The sequence below is a fragment of the Halorubrum aethiopicum genome, assembly GCF_001542905.1.
Taxonomy (GTDB): domain Archaea; phylum Halobacteriota; class Halobacteria; order Halobacteriales; family Haloferacaceae; genus Halorubrum; species Halorubrum aethiopicum.
In genome coordinates this window covers 931,713-953,802 of the sequence record NZ_LOAJ01000001.1, presented here as the reverse complement: position 1 = coordinate 953,802, position 22,090 = coordinate 931,713, and the positions used below count along the sequence as shown (strand labels likewise).

17 protein-coding genes, 1 tRNA gene and 1 pseudogene are annotated in these 22,090 nt (G+C 70.0%); 13 read left to right on the top strand and 6 right to left on the bottom strand.

Going from position 1 to position 22,090, the window contains the following annotated elements; all coding sequences use genetic code 11:
- Nucleotides 1-78 precede the first annotated feature (78 nt).
- Nucleotides 79-1,413, bottom strand: a complete 1,335-nt coding sequence (locus tag AXA68_RS04565; RefSeq protein ID WP_066413379.1) for an aminotransferase family protein — start codon at nucleotides 1,411-1,413, stop codon at nucleotides 79-81.
- A 64-nt stretch (nucleotides 1,414-1,477) separates the two neighbouring features.
- On the opposite strand from AXA68_RS04565, the gene AXA68_RS04560 reads away from it, so the two are divergent.
- A complete protein-coding gene (locus AXA68_RS04560; protein WP_066413377.1) occupies nucleotides 1,478-1,864 on the top strand; it encodes a cupin domain-containing protein in 387 nt (128 codons plus the stop codon).
- A 21-nt stretch (nucleotides 1,865-1,885) separates the two neighbouring features.
- Here AXA68_RS04560 and AXA68_RS04555 read toward each other — a convergent pair whose 3' ends face one another.
- The 3 genes from AXA68_RS04555 to AXA68_RS04545 form a co-directional block, all read right to left on the bottom strand.
- Complete coding sequence (locus tag AXA68_RS04555; protein ID WP_066413374.1) at nucleotides 1,886-2,689, bottom strand: succinylglutamate desuccinylase/aspartoacylase domain-containing protein; 804 nt, start codon at nucleotides 2,687-2,689, stop codon at nucleotides 1,886-1,888.
- Between the two features lie 521 nt (nucleotides 2,690-3,210).
- Nucleotides 3,211-3,900, bottom strand: a complete 690-nt coding sequence (locus tag AXA68_RS04550; RefSeq protein WP_066413364.1) for a DUF192 domain-containing protein — start codon at nucleotides 3,898-3,900, stop codon at nucleotides 3,211-3,213.
- A gap of 80 nt (nucleotides 3,901-3,980) precedes the next feature.
- Complete coding sequence (locus AXA68_RS04545) at nucleotides 3,981-4,475, bottom strand: DUF309 domain-containing protein (RefSeq protein ID WP_066413361.1); 495 nt, start codon at nucleotides 4,473-4,475, stop codon at nucleotides 3,981-3,983.
- Nucleotides 4,476-4,555: 80 nt separating this feature from the next.
- Here AXA68_RS04545 and AXA68_RS04540 point away from each other — a divergent pair, with 80 nt between their 5' ends.
- Together AXA68_RS04540 and AXA68_RS04535 are read left to right on the top strand one after the other, a co-directional pair.
- Entirely contained in the window at nucleotides 4,556-5,770 is a 1,215-nt protein-coding gene (locus AXA68_RS04540) for a PAS domain-containing sensor histidine kinase (protein ID WP_080505153.1), read from the top strand.
- A gap of 30 nt (nucleotides 5,771-5,800) precedes the next feature.
- A tRNA-Leu gene (locus AXA68_RS04535) sits at nucleotides 5,801-5,884 on the top strand.
- A 384-nt stretch (nucleotides 5,885-6,268) separates the two neighbouring features.
- On the opposite strand, the gene AXA68_RS04530 is transcribed toward AXA68_RS04535, so the two are convergent.
- Nucleotides 6,269-8,611 carry a DEAD/DEAH box helicase gene (locus AXA68_RS04530; RefSeq protein ID WP_066413359.1) on the bottom strand — a complete coding sequence of 781 codons (2,343 nt, stop codon included), beginning with the start codon at nucleotides 8,609-8,611 and terminating at the stop codon, nucleotides 6,269-6,271.
- A 181-nt stretch (nucleotides 8,612-8,792) separates the two neighbouring features.
- Here AXA68_RS04530 and AXA68_RS04525 point away from each other — a divergent pair, with 181 nt between their 5' ends.
- The 10 genes and pseudogenes from AXA68_RS04525 to pheT all read left to right on the top strand — a co-directional run bounded on the left by AXA68_RS04525 (nucleotide 8,793) and on the right by pheT (nucleotide 20,147).
- Complete coding sequence (locus AXA68_RS04525) at nucleotides 8,793-9,155, top strand: hypothetical protein (protein ID WP_066413356.1); 363 nt, start codon at nucleotides 8,793-8,795, stop codon at nucleotides 9,153-9,155.
- An 86-nt stretch (nucleotides 9,156-9,241) separates the two neighbouring features.
- Nucleotides 9,242-12,763, top strand: coding sequence for an LAGLIDADG family homing endonuclease (locus tag AXA68_RS04520; RefSeq protein ID WP_066413353.1), 3,522 nt, complete (start codon nucleotides 9,242-9,244; stop codon nucleotides 12,761-12,763).
- Complete coding sequence (locus AXA68_RS04515) at nucleotides 12,764-13,072, top strand: DUF7854 family protein (protein WP_066413350.1); 309 nt, start codon at nucleotides 12,764-12,766, stop codon at nucleotides 13,070-13,072.
- A gap of 84 nt (nucleotides 13,073-13,156) precedes the next feature.
- Nucleotides 13,157-13,495, top strand: a complete 339-nt coding sequence (locus AXA68_RS04510; protein WP_066413349.1) for a DUF7855 family protein — start codon at nucleotides 13,157-13,159, stop codon at nucleotides 13,493-13,495.
- Nucleotides 13,492-14,262, top strand: coding sequence for a DUF7856 family protein (locus AXA68_RS04505; RefSeq protein WP_066413347.1), 771 nt, complete (start codon nucleotides 13,492-13,494; stop codon nucleotides 14,260-14,262). The genes AXA68_RS04510 and AXA68_RS04505 overlap by 4 nt, the downstream gene beginning before the upstream one ends.
- Before the next feature lie 24 nt (nucleotides 14,263-14,286).
- Entirely contained in the window at nucleotides 14,287-15,252 is a 966-nt protein-coding gene (locus tag AXA68_RS04500; protein ID WP_066413345.1) for a DUF7857 domain-containing protein, read from the top strand.
- Nucleotides 15,249-15,899, top strand: a complete 651-nt coding sequence (locus AXA68_RS04495) for a nucleotide-binding protein (RefSeq protein ID WP_066413343.1) — start codon at nucleotides 15,249-15,251, stop codon at nucleotides 15,897-15,899. The genes AXA68_RS04500 and AXA68_RS04495 overlap by 4 nt, the downstream gene beginning before the upstream one ends.
- Before the next feature lie 76 nt (nucleotides 15,900-15,975).
- A complete protein-coding gene (locus tag AXA68_RS04490) occupies nucleotides 15,976-16,683 on the top strand; it encodes a peptidase (RefSeq protein ID WP_066413341.1) in 708 nt (235 codons plus the stop codon).
- A gap of 223 nt (nucleotides 16,684-16,906) precedes the next feature.
- A pseudogene (pheS, locus tag AXA68_RS04485) lies at nucleotides 16,907-18,411 on the top strand (phenylalanine--tRNA ligase subunit alpha).
- On the top strand, nucleotides 18,411-20,147 hold the full coding sequence (gene pheT / locus AXA68_RS04480) for a phenylalanine--tRNA ligase subunit beta (RefSeq protein WP_066413338.1): 1,737 nt from the start codon (nucleotides 18,411-18,413) through the stop codon (nucleotides 20,145-20,147). Before pheS ends, pheT begins: the two are co-directional and overlap by 1 nt.
- Nucleotides 20,148-20,314: 167 nt before the next feature.
- Here pheT and AXA68_RS04475 read toward each other — a convergent pair whose 3' ends face one another.
- The gene (locus tag AXA68_RS04475; RefSeq protein WP_066413335.1) at nucleotides 20,315-22,027 is read right to left on the bottom strand and encodes an L-lactate permease; all 1,713 of its coding nucleotides are present in this window, start codon (nucleotides 22,025-22,027) and stop codon (nucleotides 20,315-20,317) included.
- Nucleotides 22,028-22,090: the final 63 nt, after the last annotated feature.

Below are 22,090 nucleotides of genomic sequence, written 5' to 3'. Positions count from 1 at the left end.
CCGAAAGTGCCCCGAAAGCGCCCGAAAGCGCCCCGAAATCGGCGGACTGCGGCGAGAGCGGAGCAGGCGGCGCGAGCGCTACTCGAACACTTCCCCGATGGCCGCGTCGAGGGCGTCGACACCGCGCTCGAGTTCGTCGCGGGTGGTACAGAGCGGCGGCGCGATGAGGATCTGTACGTCCGGCCGCCCGTTGCCGAAGAGGGCCCCCCGGTCTGCGGCCGCCTCCCGGACCGCGGCGACCGGGTTCTCCTCGTCGTCGCCGCCGGCCCACGGGTGGACGAACGGATCGCCGGTCTCGGGGTCGGCGAAGACGACGCTCCGGAGGAAGCCGCGGCCGCGCACGGTCTCGATCACGTCGTGTGCGTTCGCCAGCTCCTCGAGGCGGGACTCGAGCACCGGCGTCAGCGCCCGCGCGTCGTCGATGAGGTGCGAGTCGTACTCCTCGATGGCGGCGCGGCCGGCCGCGCAGGCCACGGGGTGTCCGGCGAACGTCTGTCCCAGGTCGTACCCCTCCTCGCGGACGGTCTCGCCGATCCAGTCGGCGGCGATCACGCCGGCGAGCGGGGCGTACGCGCTCGTGACGCCCTTCGCGAACGTGATCATGTCGGGTTCGACGCCCTCGGTGTCGATGCCGAACCAGTCGCCGCAGCGGCCGAAGCCGGTGATCACCTCGTCGGCGATCAACAGCACGTCGTACTCGTCACAGATCTCGCGGAGCCGCTCGAAGTAGCCCGGCGGCGCGGGGTAGCCGCCGCTCGTTCCCCCGATCGGCTCCATCAGGATCGCGGCGACCGAGTCCGCCCCCTCGTTTTGAATCACGAACTCCACGTGGTCGGCGGCCTGCTCGGCCAGGTCCTCGGGCGAGTCCGCGTCGAACGCCGTCGGCAGGGGCGGCAGGAACTTCCCGGAGCCGGTCGTCGCGGCGTACCGCCCCATCGTCGAGCGCGTGCTCGGGTCGCCGGTGAGCGACCCCGCGCCGGCGGTCCCACCGTGGTAGGACTGCCAGCGCGTCAGCACCTTCGGGGCGTCCTGGACCGTCCGCGCGATCTGCGCGGCCGACTCGTTCGCCTCGCTTCCGGAGACGGAGAAGTACACCTCCGAGAGCGAGCCGGGCGCGATATCCGCCAGATCCGCCGCCAGCGCGTCCCGGACGTCGTTCCCCTTCGCGGAGGAGACGTAGGGGATCCGCTCCATCTGGGCGGTCATCGCGTCCGTTATCGCCTCGTTGCTGTGGCCCGCGTTCGTACAGTAGAGCTGCGAGATGAGATCGAGGTACGCGTTCCCCTCGTCGTCATACACCGTCGCGCCCTCGCCCTCGACGACGGTCATCGCCTCGCTTCCCGGGTCGTGCCAGTGCGGGATCGTCTCCCCGCCGGTTTCGCCGCGGTCGGCATGTGGTACGTTCTCTTGCATGCGACTCAGTGGCCGCTATACCACAATAAATCCATTTATGCCGCCCCCCGACGATCGGGACGACATGAGCGGATCGACCCACGCCGACCCGGAACCGGTCGTCAAGCGCGCGAGCGAGATAGCCTACGAGCCCGTCGACGCGGCCGAAGGGCTCCGGAAGGGCGTCCTCCTCGACGAGTCCGACGGCGCGCCCAACTTCGCGATCCGGCGGTTCGAACTCGCCGCCGGCAGCGAGGTCCCGCGACACACCAACGCGGTCGAACACGAACAGCACGTCCTCGCGGGCGAGTACGTCGTCGGCATCGGCGAGGAGGAGTACACCGTGGAGGCGGGCGACTCGCTTCTCATCCCCGCGGGCGTCGAACACTGGTACCGCAACGACGGCGACGAGCCCGGCGCGTTCCTCTGTGCGGTGCCGAACGGCGACGACACGATCGAACTCGTCGAGTAGGGATCCGAGGAGAGGGCCGGACTACTCGATCGCGCCGACGCGCTCGGCGACGTACCCGAACTGCTCGCGGTAGCCGTACGCCGACAGCAACACGGGGTAGAAGGGCTCCTCGGCGCGGAGCGGCTCCCCGTCGGCGGTCGCGAAGCGGTCGCCGGCCTCGACGCGCTCGAAGTTGTGCGCGAACACCTCGTACTCCTCGGCGGCGGGCTTCGGGATCCGGTCGCGGAGCCGGAAGACGGGCACGTCCTCGCGGCCGCCGGCGTCGATCACGTCGTCGGAGCCGGGCGCGGGCAGCGCGCCGGTCGCCGCGAGGAACGCGCGGGTGACCCAGTAGGCGTTGTCGGCCGCGTCCTCGCTCCCCTGGAGCCCCGCCTCGATCTCGATGGTGTGGGGGTGTTCGATCAGCCGGCCCTCGGTGAAGGCGTCGGTCTGGATGACCGCGTCGACCGGGAGATGCGGCGCGACCGCGCGGGCGACCTCATCCATCGAGTCGACGACCGCGAACGGTTCCGCGTACGACTGCGTCGAGTGGATCGCGAGGGTGGTACAGCCGACGAGTTCCGATCGGAGCCGGTGGGCGAGCCGCTCCTCGTGTGCGTCGGCGTCGGGGTCGCCGGGAAACGACCGGTTGAGGTCGGCCTCGAGGTACCGAGTCTCCTCCGCGAGCGCCTCCTCGTTCGCGACGACCAGCTTCACCGTCCGCTCGACGTCGGGCTCCTCGGCGACGAGCCGCTCGACCGCGCGAACTCCGCAGGGCTCGTCGCCGTGGATCGCCGCGACGACCGCGACCTCCGCCGGGCCCTCGCCCAGCTCGTAGACGTCCATACCCGATCCAGGCGGCCGGCGGGTAAGTCGCGTTCGGATCGAGATTCGGCCGTTTCGTCGGAGTGGACCCCTTTGAACGGTTCCGGTGTAAGACGGCCGTTATATTTCGAGTGCTAGTGGAACGTGTGTTACATGTAATCTTACTCTGATAGAAACGCGATCGCTGCTGGCGCGGTGACCACCGCCAAAGCCCCAGTCGCGAGGACTCGATGCGCTCGCTGTGCTCCTCGGTCGCTCGTTTCACTTGCTCCCTGCGGTGCTTGCTTCGCGCGTCTTCGCCCTCGCGACTGCCCCTTTGAGTCCCACCCGACCGCAACCGCCTCGCACCTCACGCCTCCCCAGCCTCGCCACTCGCTTCGCTCGTGGCGTCCCTCGCGGGCTCCTCGCGCCCCTGCGGGGCACTCGGAGGCGCGCCACCGCTCAGGCGATCGTTCGTTGCTTAGACTCTATTGATCGAACTGGATCGGGATCGCTTCCCTCTCACAGAATTCAACGAAGCCGCCCGGTCGATTCGGACCCGCTCACTCGACCGGATCGAAGACGAGCACGTCGCCCGTGCCCACGCCGCGCTCCTCGGTCCAGCGGTAGGTGACCTCGAGGACGTACTTCCCGCGGCCCTCGTATCCTTGGTTTTCGCCGTCCTCTCCGGGTCCAGGCTCAGGCGCGTGGTGGATCTCGGTGATGACGCCGTCGGCGTCCGCGAACACGATGTCGATCCCGAAGTCCATCTCACGCATCACGTAGGTCCGCTCTTGGACCGACGCGTGGACGAACAGCATGCCGCGGTCCTCGGGGAGCGACTCCGTGTCGCTCAGGCCGAGAAATCGCAGATCTCGTGTGTCCGCGACCGCCGCGGTCACCGAGCCGAGAACGTCGCCGTCGGGGGTCTCCACGGTGACTTCGCGAGTCTCGTATCCGGGGTGGATCGGATCGTTCTCCGCGTCCGCGGAGCCGTCGGAGTCGTCGTCGTTCTCGTTGTTGCCGTCGGCGTCGGCGTCGTCCGGACCCGCGCCAGTCTCCTCGTCCTCGCTTCCGGTCGCGTTCTCTCCCTCGGTTTCGCTCGCGTCGACATCGACTTCGCCCGCGTCGACGCCGGTCGGGTCCATCGACTCGTCTCGGTTCAGACACCCGGCGAGGGAGACGGCTCCGAGCCCGGCGATAGCGCGGAGGTATCGACGGCGGGAGCAGGGGTCGGATCCGGGACGCGTCATCGCTGTCTCCGGTTCGGCGCTCCGGCGACATAAACCGGTCGTCAGGACGGGCGATCCCGTCCGACCCCGTCGCCGCTCCGTCAGTCGAGTTCCTCGGCGTACGCGTAGCTGTCCGGACCGGCGGTCGGCCGGTCGCCGTCGAGTTCGATCCGCCAGCCGTCGATCGCGGTCGGCTCTTCGAGCGCGGCCGCGAGCGTGGCGCGCACGTCGTCGACGTCGACGCCGTAGTAGTCGGCCGGGACGCCGCGGAGGTACTGGAGGGCGGTCTCGAAGAGGCTCCGCATGCCCGCGTCGCTCCCGAAGTCGACGCGTTTGTACGCGCCCGCCGCGACCTGGACCATTCCATGAAGAAAGGCGCTCTCCGTGGTGCCGCGCCCGTAGTTGTACCACTCGTCCTCGAAGCAGTCGTGTGACTCGTGGTACGCGCCGTCGTTGTACAGCCGGACGCCGTGGACCACCGCGCGTCGGAGCGTCCCGTGTTCCCACCCGTTCGACGCGGTCCGGTCGCGTCGCCAGCCGGCGGGCTCGCCCGAGAGGGGCGGCGCGACGCCCGGGTCCCGGGTGTGGTCGTCCATGCGGGTTCGTCGCGTCGCCAGCGACCTAACCGTTTCGCGGATATCGCCGTACACTTACCGTTCGGCTCCGTGCTCGGTCCATGGACGACGAGGGGACCCCAGAGCACGAGGGGGTCTCGGCGGACGAGCGAGTTCGCGAGCACGACCGGGCCCGAGACGACGAGCGATCCCGGTACGCGGCCGCGGTCGTCGACGCCATCCGCGACGGGGCGTACGTGCTCGACGCCGACCGCGTCCGGGTGTTCGCCAACGACCGCCTCCGGGAGGTGACGGGCTTCGACGACGGCCTCCTCCTCGCGAAACACCCCGAGCGGCTCGTCGAGGCGGGGTACTGGCCGGAAGACGAGGGCGACCGGCACCGCGACGCGGTCGAACGCGTCCTCGCGGGCGACTCCCGTGAGGAGCGGATCCAGCTGACGACGACGCTCGCCGACGGGTCGTCGGTGACCACGGAGACGCGGCTCACGCCGCTGACACCCGACGATCTCGATCGGACCGGCGACGGAGACGCCCCGGGCGACGGAGACGTCCCGGGCGAGAGAGACGGCTCCATCGATGGAGACGCCCCGCGGGACCCGGACACAGCCGACGCGCCGATCGTCGGCGTCGTCGGGGTCATCCGCGACGTCACGGCTCGCGTCGAGCGCGAGCGCGAACTCGAGCGGCTCAACGAGCGGCTCGAGCGGCTCTCCGGGTTCCTCTCACACGACCTGCGGAACCCGCTCTCGGTCGCGCAGGGGTACGTCGACCTGACCCGCGAGACCGGCGAGGTGGAGCGGTTGGACTCCGCCGAGGAGGCGCTCGACCGGATCGGAGCGCTGATCGACGACGCGCTGGTGTTGGCGCGCGACCCGTCGGCGATAGACGTCGACGAGACCGCGGTCGATCTCGGCGCCCTCGCGCGCGACTGCCGGGAGTCCGGCGACTTCGGGGAGCAGCCGGCCGAGGCGACGCTCGCCGTGGAGAACGGGGGACCGGTGTACGGGGATCCGACCCTCCTCCGGCGGGCGCTCGGGAACCTGCTCTCGAACGCCTTCGAGCACGCCGGGGAGGCTCCGACGGTTCGGGTCGGCGTCGACGATCGCGGCGTGTACGTCGCCGACGACGGTCCGGGCCTTCCCGAGGAGGAGCGGGAGGCGGTGACCGAGTTCGGCGTCTCCAAGGACGGCGGAACCGGGATCGGGCTCGCCATCGTCGAGCGCGTCGCGGCCGCTCACGGCTGGACGCTGGAGGTCGGCGAGTCGCGGGCGGGCGGGTTCGAGGCGCGGCTGGTCGGCGCGGAACCGACGGCATAAAGGGCTGCGGCGTCGAATCCACGACCGCGTGCGAGGGTAGCCAAGCCCGGAAACGGCGGCGGACTCAAGATCCGCTCCTGTAGAGGTCCGTGGGTTCAAATCCCTCCCCTCGCATCGCCGGGGTCCACCCCCCGTGATGCGGAAGGGCGCTCTCGGAGCGTTCTTCCCTCGCAAAAACTTCACTTCACTGAATTCACTAGTCACGGGTAGTTCGGTACTGAACCGTTACTACCGCGGGGAACGCCGCCAAAGCCCCAGCCCCGAGGACGGCGTACGCTCCCTGCGCTCCTCACTCGGTCGCTCACTTCGTTCGCTTCCTCGTTGCGGTGCTTACGTCGCCTACGCCGTCCTCGCGACTGCCCCTTTGAGTCCCACCCCGCACAGCACCGCACCTCACGCCTCCCCAGCCTCGCGGCTCCCTGCGGTCGCCGCGTCCCTCGCGGTCGGGTTCGCGCCCTCCGGGCGCTCACCGGCGCGCCACCGCACTACGCTCGTTCCCTACTCCACGCGAACGGTTCGACTCGCGCGCACGGGCATCAGCGGCAGGTCGGGGAAGACCACCTCGACGACGAACTCGAGTTCGTCGGCGTCCGGGGGGCCGAACACGCCGACCGGCGTCGTCGTCTCCCCGTCGAGGTACGTCGCGGTCTCGGTCATCTCCACGTCGTTGACGGTGACGCGGATCCCGACGCGCGCGCCGCCGCCCGCGGTCGAGACGCCGACCTCGCACAGCTCGTTCTCGCCGACGGCGATGGTCTCGGGGAACGCGCCCCAGTCGACGTCGATCCGGGGGCACTCGCGGGCGGCCTCGACGATCCGCTCGGCCACCGAGTCGCTCATCCCGGCGTTCGACAGCCCGTCGGCCCCGGCGTCGACGACCGCGGCCGGCGAGGTCAGTCCGGCGTCGGCGAGCCGCTCGGCGCGCCCGGAGCCGACGCCGTCGATGGCGGTGAGCGCGACCGCCTCGCGGGAGACGCCGTGTTCGACCCGCGCCTCGATCCGGCACGCGAGGTTGGCCGCCCGCGGGCCCGAGAAGCGGTCGAGGAACTCCGAGAGGGCGGCGAGCAGCCGCAGGGCGTTCTGGCGGATCACCCAGGCGTCCGAGCGGAGGTCCGAGGGGGTCGCGTCGGCCATCCCCGCGAGCAGGATGGCGAACACCTTCCGGTGGCCGTCCTTGAGGTCGGTGTCGCGGCCGTCGAGGATCCGGTCGACCGCGTCCGACTCGGCGGAGCGCGCCGAGACCGAGTCGAACTCGCCGGCGGCGGCGACCGTCTCGAGCACCGAATCGACCGTGAGCCGGTCGCGCTCCGCGAGGTCGCGGAACTGTCGGGCGGTCTCGAGACGCATGTAGTATTTCGAGGCGAGCCGCCCCAGCGTCGTCGGCTCGACCGCGAGGTCGTCGTCGGCCGCGACGAATCCCTCCTCGACGAGCGAGTCGAGGGCGTCGCGCACGCGGTCGCGGAGGGTCGCGAAGTCGTACGCCTCCGGCTCCGAGCGCGCGCGGACGTAGTAGAACGTCGTCTCCAGCCACTCCATCACGTCCTCCAGTCCGCGGATCGTCCCCATCGCGACCTCGGCGTTGAGGTGCGACTCCAGCTCCGCCGCGAGCCGCGACTCGATCTCCTTGCCCTCCCGGAGGAGGGTTCGGTACTTGTCGGCGTCCGCGCGGTCACACACCACCCAGCCGTACCCCACGTCGTCGTAGCCGGGACGGCCCGCCCGCCCGAGCATCTGGAGCACGTCGAGCGGCGAGATGTCGGTCTCCCCCTCCAGGGGATCGTGGTACTTCGTGTCGCGGATGACGACGCAGCGCGCGGGGAGGTTCACACCCCACGCGAGCGTGGACGTCGAGAAGAGCAGCTTGATCTTCCCCTCCTTGAACCACGCCTCGACGCGGTCGCGGTCCCCCTTCGAGAGCCCGGCGTGGTGGAAGCCGACGCCGTCGAGGACGGACTGTCGCAGGGTGTCGTTCGAGAGCTCCTTCGCGTCGTTGTGGAAGTCGTAGTCGCCCCGCGAGTCGATCGGGACGTCCCGTTCCGTGATCTCGTCGCGCGCCTTCTTCGCCGCCTGGACCGTGTCCTGTCGCGAGGAGACGAACACGAGCGCCTGCCCGTCCTCGCGGACGTGCGGCTCGGCCAAGTCGATCGCCCGGTAGAGCCGGCGGTACTTGTCGGCGAAGGCGTTCGAGCCGTGACTGTACGTCTTGACGCCGGTCTCTAAGTCGACCGGGCGATACTCCTCGCCGAACGAGTAGGTCGTCTCGGGCGGCGCGTCGAGCCACTCGGCCACGTCGTCGACGTTCGGCATCGTCGCCGAGAGCGCGACGACGCGGGGGTCCTGGAGCCGCCGGAGCCGCGAGACGGTGACCTCCAACACGGCTCCGCGCTTCTCGGAGTCGAGCAGGTGGACCTCGTCGATGACGACGCAGTCGACATCGGTGATGAAGGAGTAGCGCGCGGAGTCGTGTTTCCGGGTCGCGCTGTCGGCCTTCTCGGGCGTCGTGACGAGCACGTCGGCGCGCTCGGCGCGCCGGGGGTTGAGGTCGCGCTCGCCGGAGACGACGTACACGGAGTAGCCGAGCTCCTCGAATCGCTCCCACTCGCTCTCCTTCTCGTTCGTGAGCGCGCGGAGCGGCGCGACGAACAGCGCCGTTCCCCCCGCGGCGAGGGTCCGACAGATCGCGAGCTCGGCGAGCGCCGTCTTCCCCGAGGCGGTCGGCGCGGACGCGACGACGTTGTGGTCGGTCTCGACGATCCCCGGCAGCGCCTCGCGTTGCATCCGGTTGAACTCCTCGAACCCGAAGGCGTCGGCGAACTCCGGCACCGCGTCCGCGACCTTCATTCGGTACCACGCCCGTGGGGAGTCCCTCCGAGACCGAGGCTGGTTCGCATCACTCCCAGACGGGGGCTTCGAGGGCAAAGGCGTTTCTCATGCGGCCGGGTCGCTCTCGGGGAGTCGATCCGGGTCCAGAGGGTCGGTCCGGACCCCGACCGTTTAGGTGACCACGGGTCGACGAGGAGGTATGATTCCGACCTCTCCGGTCACGGTCGCCGCCGCGGCCGCGGTCGTCCTGCTCGTCCTCATCGGAGTCGTCAACCGGGTACGCGGTCCCTCACCCGAGGCGCGCGAGTCCAAACGGGCTCACGAGGCCGCACGGGAGCGCGAGCCGCCCGTCGAGATCGGCGAGACGTACGAGTTCGGCGTGACGGAGCTCACGGACCACCACTCCGGGAGCGAGGTCGCGGTCGGCAAGGTCGAGGGGTTCGTCGTCTTCACGGAGGACATTCCGGACGGCATCGGGAAGGGCGACGTGATCCGGGCGAAGGTGCTCTCGTTCAACGAGGGGCGGACCTCCGCGGACGCGACGTTCGTGACGAAGGCGTGAGGGGGGCGAAGGACGAGGGCGACGAGGCGGGTCACTTCCGCTCCGAACATGGGGTTCATACGTGATGCCGACGAAGGAGTGGCGTAATGGCTCAGGCCGGGAATCAGGACCTCACGGAGCGGTTCATTCAGTTCTACCGCAACTACTACCGCGAGGAGATAGGCACCCTCGCACAGAAGTATCCCAACGAGCAGCGCTCGCTGTACGTCGAGTACGACGACCTCTTCCAGTTCGACCGCGACCTCGCCGAGGACTTCCTCACGAAGCCGGACCAGATGCGCGAGTACGCCGAGGAGGCGCTGCGGCTCTACGACCTCCCCGCCGACGTCAGCCTCGGGCGCGCCCACGTCCGCCTCCGGAACCTGCCCGAGAACATCGACATCCGCGGGATCCGCGTCCACGACGACCACATCGGCAAGCTCGTCTCCGTCCAGGGGATCGTCCGCAAGGCGACCGACGTCCGCCCGAAGGTGACGGAGGCGGCCTTCGAGTGTCAGCGCTGCGGGACGATGACGTACATTCCCCAAAGCGACGGCGGCTTCCAGGAGCCCCACGAGTGTCAGGGGTGTGAACGCCAGGGCCCCTTCCGCGTCAACTTCGACCAGTCGGAGTTCATCGACTCCCAGAAGCTCCGGATCCAGGAGTCGCCCGAGGGGCTCCGCGGCGGCGAGACGCCCCAGTCGCTCGACGTCGACATCGTCGACGACGTTACCGGAAAGGTGAGCCCCGGCGACCACGTCACCTGCGTCGGCGTCCTCCACATCGAGCAGGTCGAGCAGGGCAACGAGAAGTCCGCCATCTTCGATCTGTACATGGACGGCGTCTCCATCGCCATCGAGGACGAGGAGTTCGAGGACATGGACATCACCGACGAGGACCGCCGCGAGATCATCGAGCTCTCCAACCGTGACGACATCTACGAGGCGATGGTCGACTCCATCGCGCCCGCCATCTACGGCTACGAGGAGGAGAAGCTCGCGATGATCCTCCAGCTCTTTTCGGGGGTCACCAAACACCTCCCCGACGGGTCGCGGATCCGCGGCGACCTCCACATGCTCCTCATTGGCGACCCAGGTACCGGAAAGTGTGTTGCTGGTGATACGAATGTGCTCCTCAACGATGGGCGAGAGGTTCCGATACGCGAGCTGGTTGAGCGAAACCTCGACGACCTGAAGCCCGTCGACGACGGCGTCTGGGACAGTGTCGATTTCGAAGTTCCCGCGCTTCAGGAGGACGGCGCCGTCGGGGCGTCCCGCGCCACAAAAGTCTGGAAGAGAGAGGCGCCAGAAGAGATGTATCGGGTCGAAACGGCATCGGGCCGTGAACTTGACGTGACGCCGTCTCATCCGCTGTTCGTCCAGCGAGACGGCCAGTTCGCTCCGGTCCGTGCCGAGGAGCTGGAAGCAGGTGAGTTCGTGGCGACACCTGCTCGGCTCGACGTGGACGCCAACGACACGCTCGACGTCGATTTCCGGAAGGCGCAGTCGTACAATGCTGTCCGTCTCGACGCGCCCGAGCGGTGGACGCCAGCGCTCTCCCGGCTAATTGGATACATCGTTGCTGAAGGCTACGTCGAGAAACGCGACGACCACTCGGGGTTCGTTTCCATCACGAACGACGACGAGGAGGTCCTCGAAGACGCGCGGAACACGCTCGACGACCTCAACCTCGAAACGACCACCAGGAAGCCACACGATGGCAAGAGCGCGCGGGAGTTGCTGTGTTCCGCCGGCGAATTCGTCAGTTTCCTCAACGAAATCGATGAAGCGCTACTGAAGAGCTCCGCTGAAAAGCGCGTCCCGCCGAGGCTCGCAGGCGCATCCGACGAGATTACCGCCGCTTTCGTCGAAGGATTCATCGAAGGAGAAGGGCACGTCTCTGCGTCGCAACGCGAGATAACGGTTGCGTCGATGAGCGAGGAGCTTCTCGAAGGAGTCCGGTCGCTCCTGCTTCAGCACGCTATTACATCCCAGTTACACGAGCGGCACAACGGAAGCTACCGGCTCCGTATCAGCGGCGCACAATTCGACCGCTACGTTACTGAGATCGGGTTCGTCACCGAACGGAAACAGTCCGCAGCGGAGGAGCATCTCGAAACGGATCGCAATACGAACGTGGACGTGATTCCAAACGTTGGTCCGACGCTTCGTCGACTACGTGAGTCACTGGGACTGACACAGTACGAGTGCGGTGTCCCACGGAGTACGTACCGACACTACGAAGCCGAAAGTCGGAAGCCAAGTCGGCAGGCTCTTAAGCGAATTGTCGACGCGTTCGAGGACGCGTGTGGATCTCCCGTCGACGGCGACACCGACGTTCTCGCCAAAACAGACGGCGGGGCCACCGCACGCAACATTGCCGCGCTCCGGCGACTCGCGGAGAGCGATATCCGCTGGGATCGGATCGAGTCCATCGAGCGAGTTGAAAGCGAGGACGAGTGGGTGTACGACCTCGAGGTCGAAGGGACTCACAACTACGTCTCGAACGGGGTCGTCTCACATAACTCTCAGATGATTTCGTATGTAGAAAACATCGCGCCCCGATCGGTCTACACCTCCGGGAAGGGCTCCTCGGCGGCGGGGCTCACCGCGGCCGCGGTACGCGACGACTTCGGCGACGGTCAGCAGTGGTCGCTCGAGGCCGGCGCGCTCGTCTTAGCCGACAAGGGGATCGCCGCAGTCGACGAACTCGATAAGATGGATTCGAGCGACCGCTCCGCGATGCACGAGGGGCTCGAACAGCAGAAGATCTCCGTCTCGAAGGCGGGGATCAACGCGACGCTGAAGGCGCGGTGTTCGCTGCTCGGCGCGGCGAACCCGAAGTACGGGCGGTTCGACCAGTACGAGCCGATCGGGGAGCAGATCGACTTGGAGCCCGCGCTCATCTCGCGGTTCGACCTGATCTTCACGGTGACCGACCAGCCGGACCCCGAACACGACTCCCGGCTGGCGAAACACATCATCAAGACGAACTACGCCGGCGAGCTCAACACCCAACGCGAGGAGCTGGCGACCTCCGAGTTCACCTCGGATCAGGTCGCGGAGGTGACCCAGGAGGTCGCCCCGGCGATCGACGCCGAACTGCTTCGGAAGTACATCGCGCACGCGAAACGCTCCTGTTACCCGACGATGACGGAGGAGGCGAAGGAGCTCATCGAGGAGTTCTACGTCGACCTCCGCTCGAAGGGCGCCGACGAGGACGCGCCGGTTCCGGTCACCGCTCGGAAGCTGGAGGCACTCGTCCGGCTCTCGGAGGCGAGCGCGCGGGTTCGCCTCTCCGATACGGTCGACCGCGAGGACGCCGACCGCGCGACCGACATCGTCGAGTCGTGTCTCCAGGACATCGGGGTCGACCCGGAGACGGGCCAGTTCGACGCCGACGTCGTCGAGACGGGCACCTCGAAGAGCCAGCGCGACCGCATCAAGAACATCAAGGGACTCATCGCGGACATCGAGACGGAGTACGAGGAGGGCGCGCCCGTCGACGAGGTCCTCGACCGCGCGGGCGAGATCGGTATGGACCCCGGAAAGGCCGAACAGGAGATCGAGAAGCTCCGGACCAAAGGCGAAGTGTACGAGCCACAGCAGGGTCACCTGCGGACGACGTAGATGGACCGGATCTCCGCGCTGCGGAACGTCGAGGACGCCCTCCGCGCGTTCGAGAACGGCGAGGAGGACCTCTCGGGGACGGAGCGGCGCGTCGCGGCCGTGCTCCGGACGTACGCGACGGAGTTCGACGGCGAGGACGCCGTCTTCCGCGCGGTCGGCGACCCGCCGGTCGACGGACGCGTCGTCGTCGCGCCCTCCGAGCCGGCGGCGCGGGAGCGGGTGCTGGCGGCCGCCGGGATCGACCGCGCTCGGGATGCGGACTCGGGATCCGATCCCGATCTCCCGGAGTTCGACCTCGAGCGCGTCTAACGTGAGTTCTCTCGACCGATCGACCACGCCGGTCGCCCGCCCGCCTTCGGAACCGCTTTATCCCGTAGCCGAGCACCGTCGGTCGTGTTACTGGTCGTGACGTACTCGGAAGCGGCCCGGACCGGGCTCCGCAACGCGTGCCGCCGCCACGGCGACCAGGTGGTCCGGCGGTTCGGCCGCGCGGCGCTGCTCGAGGCGACCGCGTACGGCGCGTTCCTGGCGCTGCGGCTACGCGAGAGCCACGGCGACGCCGTCCAGATCGAGCGGACCGAACCGTTCAACGAGTTCGCGCTCGTCGACGACGCGGTCAGGGAAGCCGCGAGCGCCTACGCCGACCGGGACGCGAGGTCGACGCCGTACGCGTCGTTCGCCGCCGGCACGGATCACCCGGATCCCGAAGCGATGAAGCGCCGAGAGCTGTGACCGCTCTCGGAACCGAGGGCGGGCCGGACGCCGGCTCCCACGACGCGCCGATCCCGAACCCGGAGGCCGTTCTCGGTCGGGTTCCGACCGGGACGAGCCTCCGTCGGGAGCTCGCCGCCGCGGCCCGCTCTCGCGGCCGGACCGCGTCCGTCGACGACGAGATCGCGGCGATCCACGCGGACCTGACGGCGATCGAGGTCCCGGAGGTCGACCTCGAGAGCGCTCGACGGCGGCTCGCCGACGCCACCGGCGAGGAGGGTCGCCTGAAGGAGCGCGTCGCGGCGCTCCGCGGCGACGTCCGGGCCCGTCGGGCGGTCGACGCCGACCCCGCGGAGGCGCTCGCGGACCTCGAGTCGGCCGCGGCGGAGCTGTCGGAGGCACAGACCGACCGGATCGCCGCCGAACAGACCCTCACACGGGAGCGCGAACGGGCGGCCGCGACCCGCGACGAACGCGAGCGACGGCTCGCCCTCCGCGATCGGCTGGGAAACCGGGAGCGGGACGCGCGGGCGGAACTCGCGCTCGCGGTGTATCCCGCGTTCCGCGAGGCGTTGTCGGCGGTTCCGGGAGGCGATCCGGCGATCGCCGGCGCGACCCCGAGCGAGTACGGTGGCTCCGACCTCGCCGCCTCGCTCGCGGCGATACGGATCGCGGAGATCGAGGGGCCGGTGAGCCTCCGTCCGGCGGCCGCCTCGTTCCTCGACGCGCGGGACGAGATGGACCTCGAGACGGTCCTCGGCGTTCCCGTGACTCGGCCGGACCTTTAGATAGGATGCGGCACCAGCCGGCGCATGAGCGTGGATCTCTCCTGGACCGTCGACCGAGAGGGCGGCGCTCGGTTCGTCGCCTGCCGCGTCCACAACGCCGCCGCGGTTCCCCGACGCGTGCGCGTCCGGAGCCGGATCGACGGACCCGTCCTCCCGCCGCGGCGGTCGGGGGTTCCGGAGGCGGGCTGGGACGCCGCGGGCGTGACGCTCCGTCTCGAGCCGGGCGAGCGCCGCGGCGTCGGGTTCGCCGCGGTCGCGCCGGCGGACGGATCGATCGCCGACCCGCCGGTCGAGATCGCGGACGCCAACCCGATCGACGACGCCGACCGGCCCGCCGTCACGGCGGACGCGGCGGTCCGGTCCCTCGGCGATCACCGTCCGCCCCGTGACGTCCTCGTCGACCCCCGACGGATGGACCCGCTCGCCGCGGCCGAAGATCGCGGGGAGAACGGGGTCGTCGTCGACGCGACACCGTCGACCGAGGACGATGTGGCATCGATGAGCGAGGACGGTGCGGCACCGTCGGTTGAGGACGATGTGGCACCGTCGATCGAGGACGATGCGACTCGGTCGGACGATCGTACGCCTTCCGGATCGACCGGCGACGACGCTGGCGACGTAGATGACGTTGATGACGCGGACGACGTTGACCACGAGACGGAACCTCGCGATCCTCGATCGGATCCCGAGGCCTCCCCCGTCGTTCCGCCGGAAGCGGACGGGCTCGCCGAACCGCTCGAGCGGTCGGAACGCCGCCTCGAGGGGATCGAGCACCGGATCGAGCGAGCGGAGCGGTTGACCGACGCCGACCTCGCGACGGCGACCGACGCGGTCGACCGCCTCGGCGGCGCGGAGGCGGTCGCGATCCTCGAGGAGCGCGTCGCGGACGACGCGACGGCGCTCCGGCGACTGAGCGAGCGCGCGGCGTCGCTGGCTGCGCGCGCGGAGGAGACGGACGTGCCGACCGACGCGCTGGAGCGGCTCGCGTGATACTCGCCGTCGCGGGCGGCAAGGGCGGGGTGGGGAAGACGACGCTCGCGTACAACGTCGCGGCCGCGCTGGACGCGGTCGTCGTCGACGCCGACCTCGGCATGGCGGACCTCCCGGCCGGTCGAGGCCCCGACCTCCACGACGTGCTCGCCGGGCGCGCGGCGGTCGCGGAGACGCTCCGTCCCGGTCCGGTCGACGTGATCCCCTGCGGCCGAACGCTCGCCGGCGCGCGGGCGTCGGACCTGACCCGCCTCGCTGACGCCGTCGACGACCTCGAACGGGTCCACGACACCGTCGTGATCGACTGTCCGGCGGGACGGCGCGCCGACGCGGGCGTCCCGCTGGCGGTCGCCGACGCCTGTCTCGCGGTCGTCTCCCCGCGGGCGTTCGCGCTGGCCGACGCGATCCGGACGCGGGAGCTGGCGAGCGAGCTCGACGCGGGGCTCGTCGCCTGCGCGGTCAACCGGGTCGTCGAGGAGCCCCCGACGGACGCCATCGCGGACGCGCTCGGCGCGCCGGCCGCGGTCGTCCCGGCCGACCCTCGTGTCGGCCGCTCCGTCGTCGGGGAACGTCCCGTCGTCGACGCCGCCCCCGACAGCGCCGCCGCCGACGCGGTTCGCGAGATCGCGCGTCGAGTTCCCCGGTGACGGGACGGCTCGCGGCGGGGGGCGGCGGCCGGCGAGACCGCGTGGTTTTAGCCGCGGCGCGCTCGACGATCGGCCGATGCTCACGGCCGCGCTCCTCCTCGGCGTCGTCGTCCTCGCGTTCCTCGCCGTCGCGGTCGGTCCGCTGTACGCGGCGGATCGGTTTCGGGAGCTCCGGGAACCGACCGAGCCCGAGCGCGCCGCGCTCGACGAGCTCCGTCACCAGGCCGGCCTCGGCGTCGACCGGGTCGCGATCGTGGGCGGCGACGAGGGCGACTCGATCGACGTCTCGGTCGAGGGGCCGCCGCGCCGACGGGTGCTCTTCGTCACCGAGGCCGTCCTCGGGGACCTCGGGGAGGACGTCGCCGTCGGCCTCCTCGCCGCCGAGGCGGGCCGCGTCGGGACGTACTACGCCGAGTTCCGCGCCGCCGCGGTCGCCGTCGTCGTCGGGATCCTCGCCGGGATCGTGACCGCGACCGTCCCCTTCGACGCCGGCTTTCTCGCCCTCGTCGCGATCGGGCTCGCCGCCTTCTGGGCGGGGCGACGCGTCCAGTACGCCGCCGACGACCGCGCCGCCGACGCGGTGGGGGCCGCCAGGGTCGCGGACGCCTTCGAGCGCGTCGCGGAACGGCGCGGGATCGAGCCGGAGACCGGCGACTGGTCGACGTGGTTCGAGGTCCAACCCCCGCTCGGGGACCGGATCGCGGCGCTGAGCGAGCGGGCGGAGCGGGAGGCCGCCGGGACCGCGGAGGCGGACGACGATCCCGGACCGACCCGCAACGCCTAAGCGGCTCCGCGGGTCACGCGGACGTATGGCACCCGAACACGCCACTGGCGGGATCGTCCCGACGACCGACGGCGGCGCGTTCGGGCCGTTTTTCGCGTGAACCGCGCGCGGCGGAGCCGCCCCGCGGCGGGGCGGTGAAACCGCGCGGTTCGATCGCCGCGTACCGCGCCGGCGACGTGCCGGAACCGTTAGGACCCACGCACACACGTATCCACACAACCGAATGCGACTCCCGGAACGACAGCTCGCGGTCCTCGAGGCCGCGAGCGCGACGGACGAACGGACGATTGACGAGATCGCGGCCGAGACGGGCCTGAAACCCGAGACGGTCACCGGCGCGGCCTTCGACCTGCGCGACGAGGGATTACTCGCCGTGACGGAGACGACGGCGGCGGTCGCCGAACTCACCGAGGAGGGACGCGAGTACGTCGCCGAGGGACTCCCCGAGACGCGGCTCTACCGGGCCGCGGTCGACGCCGGCGCGGCCGACGGACCCGTCCCGATGGGCGAGGTCATCGGCCGCGCCGACCTGGCGGGCCCCGAGGTCGACATCGCGCTCGCGAACCTCCCGCGGAAGGGGTTCGGGACGATCGACTCGGGCGAGCTCGCCGTCGACCCGGACGCCGCCCCCGACGAGGACCCCGAGGCGGCGGCGCTCGAGACGCTCGCCGACGGGGGGAGCGTCGACGACGAGGGCGTCCTCGATCGACTCGCCTCGCGCGGGCTCGTCGACCTCGCGGAGCGCACCACCCGCGCGGTCACGCTCAGCGACGCGGGCGTCGACGCGCTGATGGAGGGCGTCGAGGCGGCCGAGACGGTCGGCCAGGTGACGCCGGAGCTCCTCGCGAGCGGGGAGTGGGCGGACGTCGAGTTCGCCGAGTACAACGTCGAGGCGGACGCCCCCGCGGTCGAGGGCGGCCGGAAACACGTGCTCCGCCGGACCGCCGACCGCGTGAAGGACGTGCTCGTCGGCATGGGATTCCAGGAGATGGAGGGCCCCCACGCCGACAGCGACTTCTGGATCAACGACTGCCTGTTCATGCCCCAGGACCACCCGGCGCGGACCCACTGGGACCGGTTCGCGCTCGACGTGGAGCCGATGGCGGAGATCCCCCCGCCCTGATCGACCGCGTCGAGACCGCCCACCGCGACGGGTGGGGCGAGGACGGCGACGGCTACCACTCCCCGTGGTCCGAGGAGTTCGCGCGCGAGGTGGCCCTGCGCGGCCACACCACCTCGCTGTCGATGCGGTACCTCTCCGGGTACGCCGGCGCGGAGCTGGAGCCGCCCCAGCGGTACTTCTCCGTCGAGAAGGTGTACCGCAACGACACGCTCGACCCGACGCACCTGCTCGAGTTCTTCCAGATCGAGGGGTGGGTGATGGCCGAGGACCTCTCGGTGCGCGACCTGATGGGCACCTTCGAGGAGTTCTACCGCCAGTTCGGGATCACGGACATCCGGTTTAAACCGCACTACAACCCATACACCGAGCCCTCCTTCGAGCTGTTCGGCGACCACCCCGAGACCGGCGAGGAGATCGAGATCGGCAACTCCGGCATCTTCCGCGAGGAGGTGACCGGGCCGCTCGGCGTCGACTGCGACGTGATGGCGTGGGGGCTCGCCCTCGAACGGCTCGCGATGCTCACCACCGGCGCGGAGGACATCCGCGACCTCCACGGGACCCTGGCGGACATCGACTTCCTGCGGAACGCGGAGGTGAGCTACTGATGCCCGTCGTCGACGTCGACCCCGACGCGCTCCGCGGACTCACCGGCCGTACGGAGAAGACGGACGAGGAGTTCAAGGAGGACCTCTTCGGGCTCGGCTTGGAGTTCGAGGGGGAGACCGACGACGGCGACCTCCAGTTCGAGTTCGCGCCCGACCGGCTCGACCGGCTCTCGGTCGAGGGAGTCGCCCGCTCGCTGCGCTACCACTACGGCGACGACCGCGGGGTGTACGTCCCGGACACGAACGACGCCGAGTGGACGATCGAGGTCGACGAGTCGGTGCCCGACGAGCGCCCCTACGTCACGGGCGCGGTGGTCCGCGGCGTCGACCTCGACGAGTCCGCCCTCGAGTCGCTCATCCAGCTCCAGGAGAAGCTCCACGCCACGATGGGTCGCGGCCGCGCGAAGGGCGCGATCGGGATCCACGACCTGGCCATGATCAAGGGCGCGCCGCTGCGGGAGGGCGCGGAGCGGTCGATCACCTACCGCGGGATCGAGCCGGACGGCGAGACGTTCGTCCCGCTCGACGCGACCGACGAGCAGACGCCTGCGGAGGTGCTCGAGGAGCACGACACCGGCCGGACGTACGCCGACCTCGTGCGCGAGTACGACCGCTATCCCGCGATCTACGACGAGCTCGGGCTGTTCTCGTTCCCGCCCGTGATCAACGGGAAGCGGACCGAGGTCGACGCCGGCTCCCGCGAGCTGCTCGTCGAGCTCACCGGCACGGACCAGTGGACGATCGACAAGATGTGTACGATCGTCTGTTACGCGCTCTCCGCGCGCGGCGCGACGATCGAGGAGGTCGAGGTCGCGTACGCCGACGGCGCGACCCACCCCGCGGAGTACGGCCCCGACCTGGTCCGCCCGAACCTCGAGGTCGACGAGAAGTCGGTCTCCCACGGCCGGATAGAGACCTTACTCGGCGTCGACTTCGAGCCGGAGGAGGTCGTCGACTGCTTCGAGCGCTCCGGGCTGGACGCGACGTACTCGCTCGGCGAGGACGTGAGCTACGACGTGGAGATCCCGCCGTACCGCGTGGACGTGCTCCACCCCCTCGATCTGGTCGACGACGTGGGTCGCGCGCACGGCTTCGACCGCCTGGAGCCGCGCTACCCCGACGTGGGGACGGTCGGCGGCCGACACGAGCGCACCCGGCTCGAGGACGCGGTCCGGACGAGCCTCGTCGGGCTCGGCTTCGAGGACCTGCTGAACTTCCACATGACGAGCGGGGTCGAGAACTACGACCGCATGAATCTGGAGCCGGGAACCGACGCCTTCGGCGGCGGCGACCCCGTCGAGATCACGGAGCCGTACAGCGAGGAGTACACCCAGCTGCGGACGTGGGCGCTCCCGTCGCTGCTGCTCCTGCTCGAGGGCAACACCCACAACGCCTACCCGCAGGACGTCGCCGAGATCGGCTTCGTCGCGGAACGCGACGAGTCGGAGAACACGAACGTGGCCGAGTCCCGCCACGTCGCCGGCGCGGTCGCGCGCCGGAATGCCTCCTACGAGGCCGCGAAGGGCCGGCTTCAGGCGGTGTGTGACGACTTCGGTGCGGACCTCGATACCCCGCGAACCGAGCACCCGACGTTCATCGACGGCCGGACCGCGAGCGTCGTCGTCGACGGCGAGTCCGTCGGCGTGATCGGCGAGGTCCACCCCGAAGTGCTCGTCGAGCACGACCTGGAAGTGCCCGTCGCCGCCTTCGAGTTCGACCTCGACGCGCTGCGCTGACGGGATCCGAATCCGTCGCGGCGCGCGCTCACGGGCGCGGCACCCCGCGTGACTCGATCCGGCGGACCGTGCCGACGCGACCGGAACGGACCGGATCCGCCGGAGCGGACCAGATCGACCGGGGAAGCGGTCGCCGAGGCCGGCGAAGGGAGGGCGCGGGCGGGAGTTCAGAACAGCCCGGGAACCAGGACGTACGTCAGCAGCATCCCGAACAGGCCGGCGAAGAGGGCGAAGATCGCCATCGGAACGACGGCCTTCCGCAGGAGGTCGCCCTCGCGCCCGGTGATCCCGACGACGCCGCAGATGGCGGCGACGTTCAACACCGAGACCATGTTCCCGAGGCCGCCGCCGACGTTCTGGAGGCTGACGACGATCGTGCGGGAGAGGCCGACCGCCTCGGCGGCGTCGTACTGGAGGACGCTGAAGAGGATGTTCGAGGACGTGTTGCTCCCGGTCATGAAGGAGCCGATCGCGCCGACCCACGGGGAGACCACGGGCAACAGCCCGCCGGCACCCATCGCGAGCGCCCGGCTGAGCGCCTCCATCATCCCGAGCAGGCCGGCGGCGTTGGTCTGTGACTGGATCATGACCTGCGTCATCGAGACGGCGATGACGAGCGTGAGTGCTGCGGAAGCGACCTGCTCGACCGATCGCCGCCACGCCGCGCCCATCTCGTCGGCGTCCATTCGGTGGAGGAAGCCGGTGAGGACGGCGATGGGGACGAACGGCATCGTTCCCGGGAGATAGAGGTACTGGAGCGTGTATCCGAGCTCCGTTCCGAGGATGGACTCGATGGAGAGGGAGAAGCTCTGGATCCACGCGAGGACGTCGGTGCCCGCGACGGAGAGATCCGGCCACCGCGTGAGAAGTAGCGCGACCGCGACGAGCAGGTACGGCGTCCACGCCAGCAGCACGGACATCTCCTTTTTCGGCCGGTCTCGGGAGATCTCGTCGAGCTCGAGGCCGCCGAGCCACGCGTCGTTCCACGTCGAGTCGTCGGGGAACTCCCACTCCCGTTCCGGGACGAGCACGTCGTTGTTCGCGAGGAGGAGGCCGACCGCGAGGACGACGAACCCGGCGGCGATGTCGGGAAGGGCGGGGCCGATGAACCACGCGATCAGCAGCTGTGTCCCTCCGGTGACGGTTCCGAGGAGGATCGCGAACGGGGCGATCGGGAGGGTGCTACGCACCGCGTCTCCGAGGCTCCGCCCGCCGTCGGCGTCGTCGAACCAGTAGGTCAGGAAGAGGACGCCGAGCAGCCCCCAGAACACGTACGTGACCCCCGTGACGACGCCTGACCACGCGGAGACCATCGAGAGGAACTCGGCGACCCCCATCGACCCGGACAGCGCCGGTTCGATGACGGCACCCGTGCCGCCGATGACGGGCGTCCCGGCCGCGCCGAACGGCGGGTTCGGGGCGTTGAAGAAGAGGCCGAACACCGCGGCGGCCAGCGGCGGGAACCCGAGGCCGATGAAGAGCGGCGCGGCGAGCGCGCCCGGCGTGCCGAACCCGGCCGCGCCCTCGATGACGGTCATGAACCCCAGACCGATGAGCAACAGCTGGACGCGACGGTCCTCCTCGATCCGGCCGAAGTACCACCTGATGGTGGCGATCGCGCCGCTCCCCTCGAGGTAGTTCATGAGCAGGATGGCCCCGAAGACGATGAGGATGATGTCGACGGCCTGAAGCGCGCCGTAGACGGCCGACGCCACCAGCCAGTCGGGCTCCATCCGCCAGTACGAGAGTCCGATGCCGCCCGCCAGCAGCCACCCGACGCCCATCGCGCGGGCCGCCGACCAGCGGAGCCCGGCGAGCAGGACGAACGCGACGCCGATCGGAACGGCCCCGACGAACGCTAGCGTGAGCACGTTGGTCATGGTCGGTGATCTCGGTTCCGTTCCGTGGTCCCGCAACCAGACATATGTAGTTTTCTTCGATTC